Origin of the sequence: Salegentibacter agarivorans (assembly GCF_900113135.1) — a bacterium.
Classification (GTDB): domain Bacteria; phylum Bacteroidota; class Bacteroidia; order Flavobacteriales; family Flavobacteriaceae; genus Salegentibacter; species Salegentibacter agarivorans.
Map to the genome: position 1 here is coordinate 215,338 of NZ_FOOH01000001.1, position 16,603 is coordinate 231,940.

Consider the following 16,603-nt stretch of genomic DNA (forward strand, 5'->3'; position numbering starts at 1 on the left):
AAATGAAATATATCTATTATTTATTATTGGCTTTTACAGTTACAGCTTGTGGAAATTCTTCTGCTAAAAATGATTCAGCTGCAACAAAGAAATCTGAAGAAAAAACCAATTCTTCAAACAATGATTTTAAGTATTGGACCTGGATAACAGCCAGTCCCGAAAAATCAGATAAGGAGTATTCAGAAGAATTCAGAAAATATAAAGAAAATGGAATAGATGCAGTGTTAATTAATACAGAAGCTGATGCCCAATTGCTTTCAGAATTAGCTCCACTGGCTACAGAACAAGGTTTGGAAGTTCATGCCTGGATGTTTACCGTGAACCGCCCGGGAGATGAAGAAGCTCAAAAACACCCTGATTGGTACGCAGTGAGCAGGGATGGTAAATCCACTTTTGACCAACCACCTTATGTTGGTTACTATAAATGGCTTTGCCCAACCCGGGAAGAATCTAAAAATCATATTTTAAGTTTGGTAGAAGGTTTGGCCAAAGTAGAAGGTGTTGAAAGTGTACACCTGGATTATATTAGGTATTCTGATATCTTTCTTCCTATCGGGTTGCTGCCAAAATATGATTTAGAGCAAAATGAAGAACTTGCTGAATTTGATTTCTGCTATTGTGAGGTTTGTGTAGCTGAATTTGAAAAAGAGCATCATAAAAATCCGAAAGATTTTGATAATCCGGCTATTGATATGGAATGGAAGCAATTCCGTTTGAATAAAGTAAAAGCGATTGTAGATGAAGCTTATAAAATAGCCCACAAGAACGATAAATATTTAACAGCAGCTGTATTTCCTTATCCTGAAATGGCAGATCATATGGTACGTCAACGTTGGGATAAATGGAATGTTGATATGGTTTTGCCTATGATTTATCAAAATTTTTATAATGAAGAAATAGACTGGATTGGTTTTGCTACAGGGCAGGGTGTTAAAGATTTAAAGGGTACTAATACTGAATTGCACACCGGGATTTACCTTCCAGAATTAAATGGGGAAGAACTGGTAAATGCTATAAAGTTTGCTTATGAAAATGGAGCAAAAGGAGCAGCATTCTTTGATGGAGGAGCCTTTACTGATGAACATTTTGAAGCACTTAAAAAAGCAAGAGAACTTCTAAAAGAAGAATAATGTATAAATTTAAAGAATACTATATTTCATTCGTGGTCGGATTTTTAGCTCTAGTACTCACAGGGCAGGACCTTTTTTCTCAAAACGAATATTATCTCGATCCTGAAATAAATCAAGAAAATAGGGAGCCTATGCGGGCTTCCTATTTTGTTTTTGAGAATAAATCATTGGCAGAAACAAATAACTGGAAAGATTCTAAAAACTATTTAAATCTTAATGGAGAATGGGATTTTAAATGGTATGAAAGTCCGGGTGAATTACCAAAAAATTTCCATACCCTTAACTTTGATGACTCTTCCTGGAATACTTTTCAGATACCGTCAAACTGGGAGGTTAATGGTTATGGTATTCCTATTTATGTAAATGCTACCTATGAATTTCAAAACCTAATAGATATTAATCCTCCAAAAGTACCGGTGGATTATAATCCAACAGGGGTGTATCGCCGTAACATTGAAATAGACGAAAATTGGGATCAGAAAGACGTGTTTTTACACGTGGGAGCGGCAAAATCAAACCTGAAAGTTTGGGTAAATGGAGAATATGTTGGTTATGGGGAAGATGCCAAATTACCGCAGGAATTCAATATCACACCATTTATTAAAACCGGTAAGAACTTAATTGTAATGAAAGTTATGCGCTGGAGTGACGGCTCATATTTAGAAGGACAGGATTATTGGCGAATGAGCGGTATTACCCGTGACACCTATCTTTTTGCAAGAAAAAAAGTGAGATTGCAGGACTTTGAGGTAAAAACCGAATTGGATGAGCATTACCAGGATGCCATTCTAACTATCGTACCGGAGTTTTCAGATATACCTAAACGCGACAAACATAGGCTGGAAATCATACTTGAAAGGGAAGATGATAAGTTATACCAGGCTGAAAAGAGAGTAAGCGAATGGCAGGAATCTTTAGAAATTAAAATAGATGTTGAAAATCCCGATAAATGGACGGCCGAGACACCAAATCTATACACAGTAAAATTTACGCTAAAAGATAAAAAAGGAAAAGTACAGGAGATTATTCATCAAAATGTAGGCTTCAGGGAAATTCAGATTAAAGATGCTCAATTATTGGTAAATGGTAAGCCAGTACTTTTTAAAGGCGTTAACCGGCACGATACAGATCCTACCACTGGACAGGTTGTTTCTCGCGAAAGAATGTTGCAAGATGTAAAGAGGCTTAGAGAATTCAACTTTAACGCGGTTAGAACTTCACATTATCCCAATGATCCATATTTCTATGAACTTTGTGATAAGTACGGCCTTTATGTGGTTGATGAAGCTAATATTGAATCTCATGGGATGGGTTATGATTTAACCAGAACACTTGCTAATAATCCTAATTGGAAAAAGGCACACCTGGAACGTCTTGAAAGAATGGTTGAAAGGGATAAAAACCACCCTTCAATTGTGATTTGGAGTATGGGTAATGAAGCGGGGAATGGATATAACTTTTATGAGGGCTATACCTGGATAAAAGAACGTGATCCTTCACGGCCTATAATGCATGAACGTGCAATTTTACCTTATCGAAGTAAGGCAGATATGCAAGTTGAATGGAATACTGATATAATTGCACCAATGTATGCCTCTCCCGATGAGATGTTGGCTTATGTACAAAAAAATCCTGATCCCGATAGACCTTATATTCTTTGTGAATATGCTCACGCTATGGGAAACAGCCTTGGGAATTTTGAAGATTATTGGAAGATAATTCGGGACTACGATACTTTTCAAGGTGGATTTATTTGGGATATGGTAGACCAGTCCATTTATAAAATATTGGAAGACGGCACTAAAATTTTTGCCTATGGGGGAGATTTTGGTCCAGAGGATGTTCCTAGTGCTAATAATTTTCTCAATAATGGCGTGTTTTCACCTGAAAGAAATCCAAATCCACACGCTTTTGAGGTTAAGAAAATTTACCAACCAGTGCGAACAAGTTTGGTGGATGCACAAGCTACTAAGATTAAAGTTTTTAATGAACAATTCTTTAAGGACTTATCTGATGTAAGATTAAACTGGTTTTTGCAAGCTGATGGAGAAATTATAGACAATGGCGAATTAGAATCTTTAGAAATAGCACCCAGGGAACTAAAAGAGATCGATTTGGGCTTCCCACTTCCCAATGAAAATTATAATGAGATATTTCTCAATTTAGAATATATTCTTAAGGCAGAGGAGGGCCTCTTAAAAGAAAATCATGTTCTTTCTAGTGAACAGTTAGCTATTAGAGTACGAGAGCCGCAAAAACTTGAATTTTTAGAAAAAACAGCAATAAAGGTTGAGGATTCAGAAAAGAGAGTATTGTTCAAAGATGAACGGGTTACTTTTAGTTTTAACAAAGAAACCGGCTTTCTAACAGATTATATTTTTAAAGGGAATAAAGTACTGAAAACAGGTTTTGATTTTAAACCTAATTTCTGGCGTGCACCCACCGATAATGATTATGGAGCCCAACTGCCTACCAGGCTGGAAGTCTGGAAAAAGATGAGCGAGCAACCACCGTTAGAATCATTTAATTATAAAGAAAAAGATGGAAATTATATCATTTCAACAAAATATGACCTGGATGAGGTCGCTTCCAGCCTGTATATAGAATATAGCATAAGTGGATCGGGAGAAATAATAGTTGACTATCAATTAAATACCGATCCTCAAAACGAGAAGAGAAAAATGCCATTAAGAGTTGGAATGCAAATGCAGTTACCATCGCAATTCAACAACTTGGAATATTATGGTAGAGGACCTCATGAAAATTATAAGGATAGGAAAAATTCAGCTTTAATAAAAAAGTACAGTCAAACGGTCGCAGAGCAATATTATCCTTACATCCGTCCACAAGAAACAGGAAATAAATCAGACGTCCGTTGGTTAATGTTAGAGGGCAATAACATCAACTTAAAAGTTGAGGGTGAGCAACCGTTTAATTTTACTGCGCTACACTATTTAATGAAAGATCTGGATGATGGGGAAAAAAGAGACCAGCGCCACGCAGCCGAGGTAAAACCGCTTGAACTTACCAGTCTGTTTATTGATAAGGCACAGATGGGGCTGGGAAGCATTACCAGCTGGGGACATTTACCCCTGGAGAAATACAGGCTTTTAGATGAAAAATATCATTATCGTTTTAAAATAACTCCTGAAACTAAGTAAGCTATGATAAAAAAGGTTACACTAATTGTACTTTGCTTGTTAATTATTTCGTGTGAAAGTAGCGAGAATACAGTTGATTCTAATAATATTCAAATAATTCCTGAACCAGAACAAATGAGTCTAAGGGATGGTGAATTTACCTTTAACGAAAACACCAAAATTATAGTCCCCGATTCTCTAAAACCTGTTGCTGAAATTTTAACCGAAAAATTTAGCAGTGCCGCCGGTTGGAAGCTTGGTATTTCTACCGATAAACCTGAAAAAAATTATCTAATTTTTAAGCTTGATGATGAACTAGAAAAGGAAACATACCTTTTAGAAAGTGATAAAGAAAAGGTAGAAATAACTGCTTCAGGCATACCCGGCTTTGTATATGGAATTCAAAGTTTAAGACAATTATTGCCTATCAAAATTGAAGAAAATTCTGTGCGGGAAATCGATTGGAGTATACCGTTCGTAAGTATAAAGGATAGTCCAAGGTATAAATGGCGGGGCAGTCATTTAGATGTGGCACGTCATTTTTTTGAAAAAGAATATATAAAAAAGCATTTAGACCGAATGGCTTTTTTAAAGTTAAACACTTTCCACTTTCACTTAGTAGATGATCAGGGATGGCGAATAGAGATTAAGAAATATCCAAAACTTACCGAAGTAGGTGCATTTAGGGTAGATCATGAAGATAAGCATTGGAATGCCAGGCCTACACCACAACCGGGAGAAAAAGCGACATTAGGCGGGTTTTATTCACAGGCAGATATTAAAGAAATTGTGGCCTATGCCGAGAAACTTGGTATTACTGTAGTGCCAGAAATTGAAATGCCGGCACATGTGATGAGTGCCATTGCAGCTTATCCCGAACTATCTTGTTTTGAAAATGAAATTATGGTACCCTCTGGAGGGGTGTGGCCAATCACTGACATATATTGCCCCGGAAAAGAAAATACCTTTGAGTTTTTAGAAGACGTTTTACTGGAAGTAATGGAATTATTTCCCTCTAAATATATTCACGTAGGTGGGGACGAAGCGACTAAAACCAATTGGGAAAAATGCCCCGATTGCCAGGGCAGAATGCAGGAAGAGGATCTGGCGAATGTTGAAGAGCTTCAGAGTTACTTTATACAACGAATGGAACGGTTTATTAGTTCTCACGATCGAGTTTTAATTGGTTGGGATGAAATTTTAGAAGGCGGATTGGCCCCAGGAGCAACCGTTATGAGCTGGCGAGGCGTACAGGGAGGATGGGAAGCTTCAAAACAAGGGCATGATGTTGTAATGACACCTGGGTCTCATATGTATTTTGACCATTATCAGGGTGATCCCGATACAGAGCCTGTGGCCTTTGGAGGTTATACCACGCTTAGCAAAGTTTATGAATTTGATCCCATAGTAGATTCTATGTCCATAGAACAAAAGAAGCATGTGCTTGGAGGTCAGGCGAATTTATGGAGTGAATTTATAGATAGCCCCAGTCATTCTGAATATATGTTATTTCCCCGACTGGTAGCGCTTTCTGAAGTAGTATGGAGTCCAAAAGAAAAAAAAGATTGGAAGGTTTTCTCAGAAAAATTAAAACAAAATATCCTCCCACGCTTAGAGGCAATGAATATTAACTACGCCAAAAGTGCATTTGCCGTTACCGCAGAAACCGAAGTAGATTTAGATTCTGAAAGTTTAAAAATAAGCCTGGAAAATGAATTTCCCAATACTGAAATTAGATATACTTTAAATGATAATACCTTAAATGAATCTTCCAAAAAATATACTCAGCCCCTGGAGATTTCTGAAACCACTAAACTTAAAGCAGCTGTTTTTGAAAATGGAAGACAGCCCGGTGCAGTTTTGGAAAAAACTTTTAGTTTTCATAAAGCTGTGGGAAAAAAAGTAAGGTATGAGCCCATCTATCACGATAGTTACAAGGGACCGGAAGATGTGGGCTTGGTAAATGTACTTCGTGGAAGCTTAAACTTCCATGATGGCCAGTGGCAGGGATGGTTAGTAGACGATGTGAGAATTGATATAGACCTGGATGAGTTAACAGAGATTAATAAAGTAAGTGTGGGAGCGATGGAAAATCAGGGATCTGGTATTTATTATCCATTGAAAGTTTCTGTATCCATCTCAGAGAATGGAAATAACTACCGTTCTATAGGTAGCATTTCGCGCGAATTTAAAGAAAACGGAAATCCGGAATTAAAAGATTTCAGTATAGAATTGGAGGAATCTGTAGAAGGAAGGTTTATTAAAGTAGAAGTAGATAACCTGGGTCATTCACCAGGAGGAGGAGATTCCTGGCTGTTTTTAGATGAAATAGTTGTTGAATAATTAAAAAGAGTTTTAATGAATAAATATGTATTAGTATTAATTTCTGTTTTGACTTTTTTAAGTAATGCCCTTAAAGCGCAAGAATCAGAAATTGTAGAAGTATTTAAAAACCAACCGGTAAATTTTCACGGAGAGAAAGGTGATACTTTGAGTATTAAAAGGGTACAAGATGGACGGCTTTTATTTAAAAAGGTTAAAGCTCCCGTTTTTCCTGAAGGTACAGATGTAAAACTGAAAATGACCCTAAAATCAGCAGGAGATGCCTGGGATAAATCGGGATCATTATTTGTGGTAACTGAGCCTGATAAAATTGATATAGAAGATATTGCGAATGGAACCGAAACTTTTCCAGAAGCAGCAGGCGTTAAAGATTATCCAGGAATTAAAATGGCTGAAAATTATATTCCTGCTCTTGAAATTTTACGATTTATGACTCCTTTTGGAGTGGGTTATTACAGTGATGAAGAAGCGCATCCAAGAATACGCTATAACCGCCCTGTTTCGGTTCCAAATTGGGCTCAGGAAGTAGTTTGGGAAGAAAATATAAGCCATTTGGCTTCAGAACTTACCGGGGAGTTTATAATAGGTGTTTGGATTGATACCTGGACGGCCGAAGGCTATACCATAGATGTTTCTCTTGAATACTCTGGAAGACCATTAACCACAAATAAAGTGATTCCTTTAGTAAACACCATTTATTATGCAGGGCAAAAGCACCCAGACCTTTTTGCTTATCAGGACCTGGAAACTAATTTTGAATTACCCGAAGATGCAACCAATGTAAAACTTCATTATATCACTACCGGTCACGGGGGGCATAGTGGCGGAGATGAGTTTATAAAAATTAACAATAAAGTGAACGTTGATGGCCGTAAAGTGATTGATTTTATTCCATGGCGTGACGATTGTGCTTCTTTTAGAAGGTTTAATCCATCTTCTGGAGTGTGGACGCGTCAGGATACTGCCTATGCTTACAACAAAAAGGGTAAAAAGGAATATAAAGAGATTGAAGAACGCCTGGCTTCTTCAGACCTTTCTCGTTCTAATTGGTGTCCCGGCTCAAAAGTTAGTCCTGAAGTTGTGAATTTGGGTGATATGAAACAAGGCAACCATACATTAAAGATTTCTATTGATGGGACGCCCATAGAAGGAGATAAACTCAATCACTGGCTGGTTTCGGCTTATTTAACTTATGAAGAATAAACATGAAAAAGTTTTTAGTTGTATACGGTTTACTATTATTCCAATGTGTAACCGCTCAAAATGAACCGGTAGATTACGTAAATCCATTTATAGGCACCTCTAATTTCGGAGCTACCCATCCCGGGGCAATAGCCCCGAGAGGGATGGCAAGTGTTTCTCCTTTTAATGTAGCAGGTCGAACAGATTTAAATTCTTTAGAAAAAGATAGTAGGTGGTTGTCTAACCCGTATGTTTATGAAAATAAATTTTTAACAGGATTTAGTCATGTCAATATGAGTGGCGTTGGATGCCCAGAACTTGGGGTTATTATTAGTATGCCTACTACTGGAAGTCTAAAGATTAACCATCTCAATTATGGAACAACTTATTCAAACGAGGAGGCTAAAGCAGGTTATTATTCGGCGGAATTAGATGAATATAATATTAAGGCTGAAATGACGGCTTCAACTAGAACGGGAGTGAGCCGTTATTCTTTTCCGAAAGGGAAATCAAACATTTTATTGAATTTAGGTTTAGGTCTTACTAACGAGCAGGGAGCTATGGTTAAAATTGTATCTCCTACTGAGATTGAAGGAATGCGTACGGTAGGTTCGTTTTGTTATAATAGTCCCGAAGCTGCATATCCTGTGTATTTCGCTGCTGAATTTTCAGTACCTGCCAATGAATTTGGTGCCTGGAAAATACCTTCCAAATATGAAGGTGAAGAAGCCCAATGGATGACTTACAACGGGGAAACTCGCATTAAAAAAGGTTTTACCCGGGAAGTAATAGGAGATAGTATTGGTGCATATTTTACTTATGATTTTAAAGAACCTACCTCGGTTGAATTAAAAATTGGAGTTTCCTATGTTAGTATAGAAAATGCCCGGGAAAACCTTAAAAAGGAAACCGGTGGGAAAGATTTTGATGCGGTATATGCGGAAACTAGAAAATCCTGGCAGGATAAACTCTCTGTTGTTGAGGTTAAAGGAAATAATGAAGAAGATAAGCATGTTTTTTACACTTCTTTATACCATATGCAAATTCATCCAAATATTTTTAATGATGTAAATGGAGAATATCCAGAAATTTCAACAGGTAAAATTGGTAAAACAGAAGGAACACGCTACACTACTTTTTCTTTGTGGGATACTTATAGAAATTATCATCAATTACTCAGCCTTCTTTATCCTGAAGAACAATTAGAGATGGTAAACTCTATGTTAGAGATCTATGATGAAAATGGTTGGTTACCTAAATGGGAATTAAATTCTACAGAAACTTTTACAATGGTGGGAGATCCTGCTGCAGTTATTTTGTCTGACACTTATTTACGCGGACTTACAGATTTTAATGTAGAAAAAGCTTACGAAGCTATGCTTAAAAGTGCTACAAAAACTGAAAACAATCCATTACGACCGGGGCTTGATGAATATATTAAAAATGGCTTTGTAAGTGTAGATTCTGGTGTGGCGGGTCCGGTTTCGGTAACTCAGGAATATAATATAGCAGATTTTGCAATTGCTCAACTGGCAAAGGAATTAGGTAAGGAAGAAGGTTATCAAAAATTTTTAAAGCGTTCGGTTAGTTATAGAGAATTATATAACCCAGAGTCTCAATTCCTTCAACCTAAACATGAAAATGGTAGATGGATGGAAGGTTTTGATCCTTTAGCCGGAGCTAATTTCAGCAAAAATCCAGGGTTTATTGAGGGAAATGCCTGGCAATACCTTTTTATGCTTTCTCATGATGCTGAAGGATTAATAAAATTAATGGGTGGAGAGAAGGCCTATGAAGAAAAGCTGGATGCGGTTTTTGAAAAAGGCCACTTTGATATGGCCAATGAACCAGATTTCGCTTATCCTTATCTTTATAATTTTATTCCAGGCAGTGAAAACAAAGCTTCAAAACAAGTAAATAAATTATTAAACAAGTATTATAAAAACTCTCCTGATGGGTTACCTGGTAATGATGATACAGGTACAATGAGTGCCTGGGCAGTTTATAGCATGATGGGATTCTATCCAATTATACCAGCTAAGTCCGTTTACACCATAACAACTCCTGTTTTTGAACAAATTAAAATCAAGTTAAATCCTGATTTTTATGGAAAAGACAGTTTAATTATTCGCAAAAAGGAAATTAACAACCAGAAAAATAAGGTTTATCCGTTGATGCGAAATAATCAAGTATTCCCTAATTTTTTCATTAGCCACGAAGATTTAGTGAACTCTAAAGAGTTAATATTTTTAACACCAGAAAAAGAATAATTTAAGTTTTTACGAACTCCTTATGTTAAACGCTATTCATTTGGTTTATCGATAACGTTTTCGTTTAAGGTTATTTAGCTATTGAGCTATGTTATTAGTCGAAATTAATTTTTCATCTTAAAGATTATGACAAATTTGGGTAAAGTTTAAGAAAACAGACACTAGCTGTTTCGAGAAATTAACCAAAAACTAATAATAATGAACAAAAAATTATTCTTGTTTGCATCTTTATTATTGTGTAGCATTCAAGTCTTGCTGGCACAATCACAATCCGTGAGCGGTAATATTGTTGATGCCGAAAATGGCATGCCGCTTCCGGGAGTAAATGTCGTGGAAAAAGGAACCAGTAACGGGGTCTCTTCTGATTTCGATGGAAATTTTACAATTGAAATAGATGAAGGGAGTATTCTCCAATTTTCTATGTTAGGATATATAACCCAGGAAATTGAGCCTGAAGGATCGGAAATTCAAATTGAATTAGCCCCCGATACTGAAGCGCTCGATGAAGTGGTGGTAACCGCCCTTGGAATTAAAAGAGAAAAAAAATCTCTGGGTTATGCGCTTCAGGAAATTGGAGGGGAATCCCTAACAGAAGCCCGGGAAAATAACCTTGCCAACGCAATGACTGGTAAGGTTGCCGGCTTGCAGGTAGTGCGAGGGAGTAATGGGCCAGCCAGTTCTTCTAAAATTGTATTAAGAGGTAATAACTCCCTTACAGGAGATAATCAGCCTTTAATTGTGGTTGATGGAGTACCAATGGATAATTTCACCGGTGCAGCTAACAATGATTTCTGGAACCCTTCACCAGATATGGGGAATGGGCTAGGAGATTTAAATCCTGAAAACATTGAAAGTATGACGGTTTTAAAAGGAGCTTCAGCAGCAGCTCTGTATGGCTCTCGTGCAGGAAATGGAGTTATTTTAATTACTACTAAAACTGGAAAAACTCAGGAAGGTTTAGGAATAAGTTATTCAACCAATATAGGTTTTCAATCAATTTTCAGTTCACCAGATTTACAAAGTTCATTTGGCCAGGGTGCCAATGGTCAATACGATAATCAGTCTGGTTTAAGTTGGGGGCCAAAAATTGAGGGCCAAACTGTTGAAAATGCGGAAGGAGAGCAAGAACAACTTCAGGCTTATGATAATTTGGACAATTATTTTGATAATGGCTTAAATGTTAACCATAGTTTATCTTTTCAGCAACAGGTTAGTGATGGGACTTCTTTATTTTCTTCAGTTAACCATTTAGACGATCAAAGTCTTATACCCGGAGCAACATTAAAACGTTTAAATCTTATGACACGTGGAGTGTCTGTTTTTGGAGATAAGGATAATTGGAAGAGTGATGTAAAAGTACAGTATATTAGATCTACTGCTGAAAATCGTCCGTTAAATGGGGTAAATGTATCTAATGCATTTTCTACAATGTATTTATTACCACGGTCTTTAGATGTTACGAAATACGAGCGTGATACTGATGAATTTGGAAATATGAGATGGTATGTTCCTTCTAACTCTATGAATCCTTATTGGGCTTATAGAAACAATTTAAACATGGACACTAGAGACCGGTTTATGCTAAACGGTTCTATTCGCCATGATTTTAATGATTGGTTATATGCTGAAATAAAAGCTGGTGCTGATCTTTATACCACTAATACAGAATCTAAGTTATACAGCGGTAGTCCTTTATCACCAACTGGTCGTTACAGTTTAGGTAAGAATACCTTTAGGGAAACCAACTATAATGCATTGATAAGTGGTTCGAAAGATGATATTATAGGAAAATGGGGTGCAGCAGTAACATTGGGAGGAAACCTTATGGAGCAAGAATCCAGTTTAATAAGTAGCAATGCTGGAGAGTTGGAAGTGCCTAATTTATTTTCATTAAACAATGGGATTGCAAATCCTGGTGTTTCTCAGGGCTATTCTAACAAAAAAATTAATTCGCTATTCGGAACTTTTCAGGTTAATTACGATGGTTTTCTCTTTGTGGACGTTACCGGGCGTAATGACTGGTCTTCTACTTTAAGCAAGGCTAATCGTTCATTCTTTTATCCTTCGGTAAGTACTTCATTAGTAATTAGTGATATGATAAAAAATACCGGTGGTACTTTACCAGACTGGATAACTTTTGCTAAAATAAGAGCATCTTATGCTGAAGTGGGTAACGATTTGCCAGCCTATCAGTTATTTAATTTTTATAATATAGGAAAAGATCCAAATGGAAATACTACGGCAGGTAGAAATGGAACGCTTTATAATCCAGATGTAAAAAGTGAATTAATTAGATCTAACGAAATAGGATTTGACGCTAGGTTTTTTAATAACCGATTCGGTATTGATTTCTCCTGGTATAAAACTAATGCAACAAGGCAGTTAATCAATTTACCTTTAAATCCTTTAAGTGGTTATGGCAGCGTTAAAGTTAATGCCGGAGATATCGAAAATAGAGGTTTCGAGCTTATGTTAAATGGACGAATTTTAGACAACCCGAATGGTTTTAATTGGGACATGAACCTAAACTTTTCAAGAAATGTGAATACGGTGAATAGACTTGCAGATGGAGTTAGTCAATATACTCTTGGAGGGTTTGATAATGTGAGCATTCTTGCCGTGGAAGGTGAGCCTTATGGAGAGATTTATGGTACAAAATACCAGCGTGTTGAAGATGAATCTAGCCCGTATTTTGGACAAATTATAGTAGATGAGGAAGGTATACCTCTTGCTAGTAGCGATAGGGAGCGTCTGGGGAATCAGCAACCCGATTTTCTTTTAGGTTTCTCAAACTCTTTTAGATATAAAAATTTAAGTTTAAGTTTTCTGGTAGATGCACGAATTGGAGGAGAGATTTTTTCAGGAACTAATCGAGCAATCCAAAATGCAGGAACAGGAGCTCAAACTGTTGTGAATGGAAATCGTGAAGATTTGGTTATTGATGGTGTAGTAGCTGATGGCGAAGGTAACTTTAGTCCAAATACTACAGGTGTATCTCCTCAACTTTACTGGATGAACCTTACCGAAAGATCAGGAAACCTTGGTATTAATGAAGCTAACATTTACGATGCTACAAATGTTAGGTTGCGATCTGTAAACCTTAGATATGATTTGCCTAACCGATGGATTGAGAATACCTTCTTTAACCAGGCTTATGCCGGTATTTCTGCAAATAATGTTTGGATGATAGACAGTAACTTAAATGGGGTAGACCCAGAGTCGGTTTTTGCTACTGCCACCAATGCCGTTGGATTTGAAAACCTGGCTTCCCCAACTATCCGAACCGTATTTTTAAATATTGGGGTTAAATTTTAATTTTTAAAGAGAAATATTATGAAGAATATAATAAAAAGATGGACTGTTGCAGCAACAGTACTTGTTGGGATAAGTTCTTGTTCAGATTTTGAAGAAATCAATGTAAATCCCGTAGCCGCAAATGCAGATCAGGTACAGGTTGAATACTTTATAAATAATTCAATTGTATCTGCTCAACAGGATCCCCACGTGTCAGAAAGAGCATTTGTACTTTACTGGAAAGCCGCTGGAAGACAAGATAGAACTAATACATTGCCTATAGGATCATATAATGATGGCTGGAGTAATGATTATTTTAATTCTATTTCAGGGTGGTTAAATCACGCTTATACAGCAATTCAAATTGCTGATGAAAAAATTGAGAATGGAAATATAAATGAGTATACCAATAACCTAAAACAGGTAGCCAGGATTTGGAGAGTTTACTTATTAAGTGAAATGACTGATAATTTTGGGCCTATTGCTATTAACGGTTTCCAGGGAGAAAATCCTGATTTTAACAGTGTAGAGGAAGTTTACGATTTTATGTTAACTGAATTAAAAGAGGCCGTTGCTGATATGGATGAAGAGGTAACTGTTCCATCAAATGTTCAGGATCTTGATCCCGCGTATGGATATAATTTCAATAACTGGAAAAAATATGCCAATTCCATGAGAATGAGATTAGCAATGAGACTTTCTCAGGTAGATGAAGCTAAAGCCCAGGCTGAATTTGAACTTGCGGCTAGTGATGAGTTTATAACCAATTGGGATGAAAGTTTTAAAGTTGCTGAAAGACCTGGTTGGGATGCATTAACAGGAGTTATGACAAGAGAATGGAACCATCAGTACCTTTCTCCTACACTTAACAACTTAATGATTGGTTTAGGTGGAATTTCTTCTGAAGAATTATTACCCTCAGATTTACATCAATATATTAAACCTGAAGGTTATTTTGGTCGCAAATATGAAAATCATTTTACTACTTTAACTAATAATCCTTCTGCAGGATATTGGTTTGATGGTTTACATCCCGAAATAGATCCCAGGGCTTATAAAGCTTATATAATTCCGGGTTGGTTTGACAATCCTGAAATGAACCGATACCCATCCTGGGATCTTTCTGCAACCGGAACCACGACCAGAAATTTATTGGATGGTGATAATGTTGTAGAAGAAATAGATGCAGCCTTTACCTGGAATGCACCTTCTATAGGAGATTGGGGTGAAAAAGGTTCTGGAAACCAGGTTTATAGCTGGCCAGGAACTTTGCCTCGTTTAGCCAATAAATTTAGAAATAGTACTTCTGAACGAGTATTCTTTGGATCCTGGGAAAGCTATTTCTTAATTGCCGAAGCGGCAGTTAGAGGATGGAATGTGCCACACGATGGCCAAATTGCATATGAAGAAGGTATTAAGCAAAGTTTTGATTATTGGAATATCTCCTCTTATACTGAAGAATATGTGGCTTCAGAAGATTATAACCGCGCAGGTACTTCGGTTAGTTGGAGCCATACGGCTGAACCTATGAGTAAAACTGTAACTTATATTAACGGGTATACCGGGAGTGAAGAAACAACAACATTCTCTTATCCAGACAACCACCTTTATCAAAATGGAAATGTGAAGAATGATCATTTAACTAAAATTATAACACAAAAATTTATAGCTCAGGTTCCCTGGCTACCTCTTGAGACATGGAACGACCATCGACGTTTAGGTTTACCATTTTTCGAAAATCCGGCAGTAGAAAATTCCTTACCAAATTTACCTGCACTGGGACAAAATAATTATAATGAAAGTAGACAGGAGTTTTTTCCACAGCGTTTAAGATATCCCGGTAACTTACAAAATAATGTTCCAGAAGGTTATCAACAGGCTATTAATCATTTAGGAGGAGACGATAGTGTACTCACCCCTTTATGGTGGGCAAAACCTGAATAAATAGATAATTTTAAGGAATTGTTGTATTTTTTAAAATTCTGAATTCTAAAAATTATTACACGAAGTAATTGTTTCTATATCATTCATAAGGGTCATCGATTAATTCCGATGGCCCTTGAATTTTTTAATCTTAAACTATTATTATATGAAAAGGCGTAGTTTTATTAAGTCTGCCGGTACTATAAGCCTGGGTATCCCCTTTTTAAATTCCTGTTCCAGTTTACCTGCTTTTCAACAGGAAGATTTCTCTATTAAAACTGGTCCCGTTAGTATTAATACCTGGAATTTTCAGGAAGCTGGAAAGACAGCAGGGGCCACATTGATCCAGGGGGGCACGGCATTAGACGCTGTTCAACGAGGAGTAATGGTAGAAGAAGCCAACTTAGATAATACTACGGTGGGTAATGGCGGCGCCCCCGATAGGGAGGGCGAAGTTACCTTAGACGCCTGCATTATGGCTCCCAATGGTAATTGCGGCAGTGTTGCTTATCTTAAAAATATAGAGCATCCGGTACTTGTTGCTAGAAAAGTGATGGAAGAAACTCCTCATGTGATGCTGGTTGGAGAAGGTGCTTATAACTTTGCTATTCAAAATGGCTTTAAACCAAAAAATCTTCTGACTGAAAAATCAGAAAAGGAATGGAGAAAATGGTTGAAAGAGAAGGATTATAAACCTATTATCAATATTGAAAATCACGATACTATTGGAATGTTAGCAATAGATCAAACCGGGGATATAGCTGGAGCCTGTACAACTTCAGGCTTAGCGTATAAAATGCAGGGAAGAGTAGGTGATTCTCCAATTATAGGCTCGGGCTTATTTTTAGATAATGAAGTAGGGGGAGCGGTAGCTACTGGTATGGGAGAAGAAATCTTAAAAAATGTAAGCAGCTTTTTAGTGGTAGAATTAATGCGCCAGGGAAAATCACCACAGGAATCGTGTGAGCTTGCTATAAAAAGAATAATTAAAAATAATTCGAAATATAAAGATTTTCAGGTGGCTCTGTTGGCTGTAAATAAAAAGGGAGAAGTAGGTTCCTATTGTATTCATCCAGGGTTTACTTATGTAGTAAATAGAGCTGGAGAAAACAGAAATATTAAGAGTGAATCTTACCTATAAAAAGCCGATCCTTAAGCCTTAAACGTGCTTGGTTTATAGTAAATATTAAGGATTATTTCTGAGTTAGAAAAGAAAAAGAAATACCATTAGCCATTTCCTTCAATGATGGGTATCCATTTTATATGGAATTAATGCCAAACAGTATTTTAGGAAATACAATATTTAATAATTAAAAAATTT

The 16,603-nt window shown here is 36.8% G+C and carries 8 protein-coding genes; all 8 read left to right on the forward strand.

The window, feature by feature from the left end; genetic code table 11:
- The first annotated feature begins 2 nt into the window (after positions 1–2).
- The 8 genes from BM084_RS00935 to BM084_RS00970 all read left to right on the forward strand — a co-directional run bounded on the left by BM084_RS00935 (position 3) and on the right by BM084_RS00970 (position 16,423).
- Positions 3–1,130 carry a family 10 glycosylhydrolase gene (locus BM084_RS00935; protein ID WP_075326344.1) on the forward strand — a complete coding sequence of 376 codons (1,128 nt, stop codon included), beginning with the start codon at positions 3–5 and terminating at the stop codon, positions 1,128–1,130.
- Entirely contained in the window at positions 1,130–4,291 is a 3,162-nt protein-coding gene (locus BM084_RS00940) for a beta-galactosidase, LacZ type (protein WP_093302108.1), read from the forward strand. The genes BM084_RS00935 and BM084_RS00940 overlap by 1 nt, the downstream gene beginning before the upstream one ends.
- Before the next feature lie 3 nt (positions 4,292–4,294).
- Complete coding sequence (locus BM084_RS00945; protein ID WP_093302111.1) at positions 4,295–6,613, forward strand: glycoside hydrolase family 20 protein; 2,319 nt, start codon at positions 4,295–4,297, stop codon at positions 6,611–6,613.
- Between the two features lie 15 nt (positions 6,614–6,628).
- A complete protein-coding gene (locus BM084_RS00950) occupies positions 6,629–7,816 on the forward strand; it encodes a PNGase F N-terminal domain-containing protein (RefSeq protein WP_093302113.1) in 1,188 nt (395 codons plus the stop codon).
- A 2-nt stretch (positions 7,817–7,818) separates the two neighbouring features.
- Positions 7,819–10,065 carry a GH92 family glycosyl hydrolase gene (locus BM084_RS00955; protein ID WP_093302116.1) on the forward strand — a complete coding sequence of 749 codons (2,247 nt, stop codon included), beginning with the start codon at positions 7,819–7,821 and terminating at the stop codon, positions 10,063–10,065.
- Positions 10,066–10,263: 198 nt separating this feature from the next.
- Positions 10,264–13,380: a SusC/RagA family TonB-linked outer membrane protein gene (locus tag BM084_RS00960; RefSeq protein WP_093302118.1), complete on the forward strand. Its 3,117-nt coding sequence runs from the start codon at positions 10,264–10,266 to the stop codon at positions 13,378–13,380.
- Positions 13,381–13,398: 18 nt separating this feature from the next.
- Positions 13,399–15,303: a SusD/RagB family nutrient-binding outer membrane lipoprotein gene (locus BM084_RS00965; protein WP_093302121.1), complete on the forward strand. Its 1,905-nt coding sequence runs from the start codon at positions 13,399–13,401 to the stop codon at positions 15,301–15,303.
- Between the two features lie 145 nt (positions 15,304–15,448).
- The gene (locus BM084_RS00970) at positions 15,449–16,423 is read left to right on the forward strand and encodes a glycosylasparaginase (protein WP_075326354.1); all 975 of its coding nucleotides are present in this window, start codon (positions 15,449–15,451) and stop codon (positions 16,421–16,423) included.
- Positions 16,424–16,603: the final 180 nt, after the last annotated feature.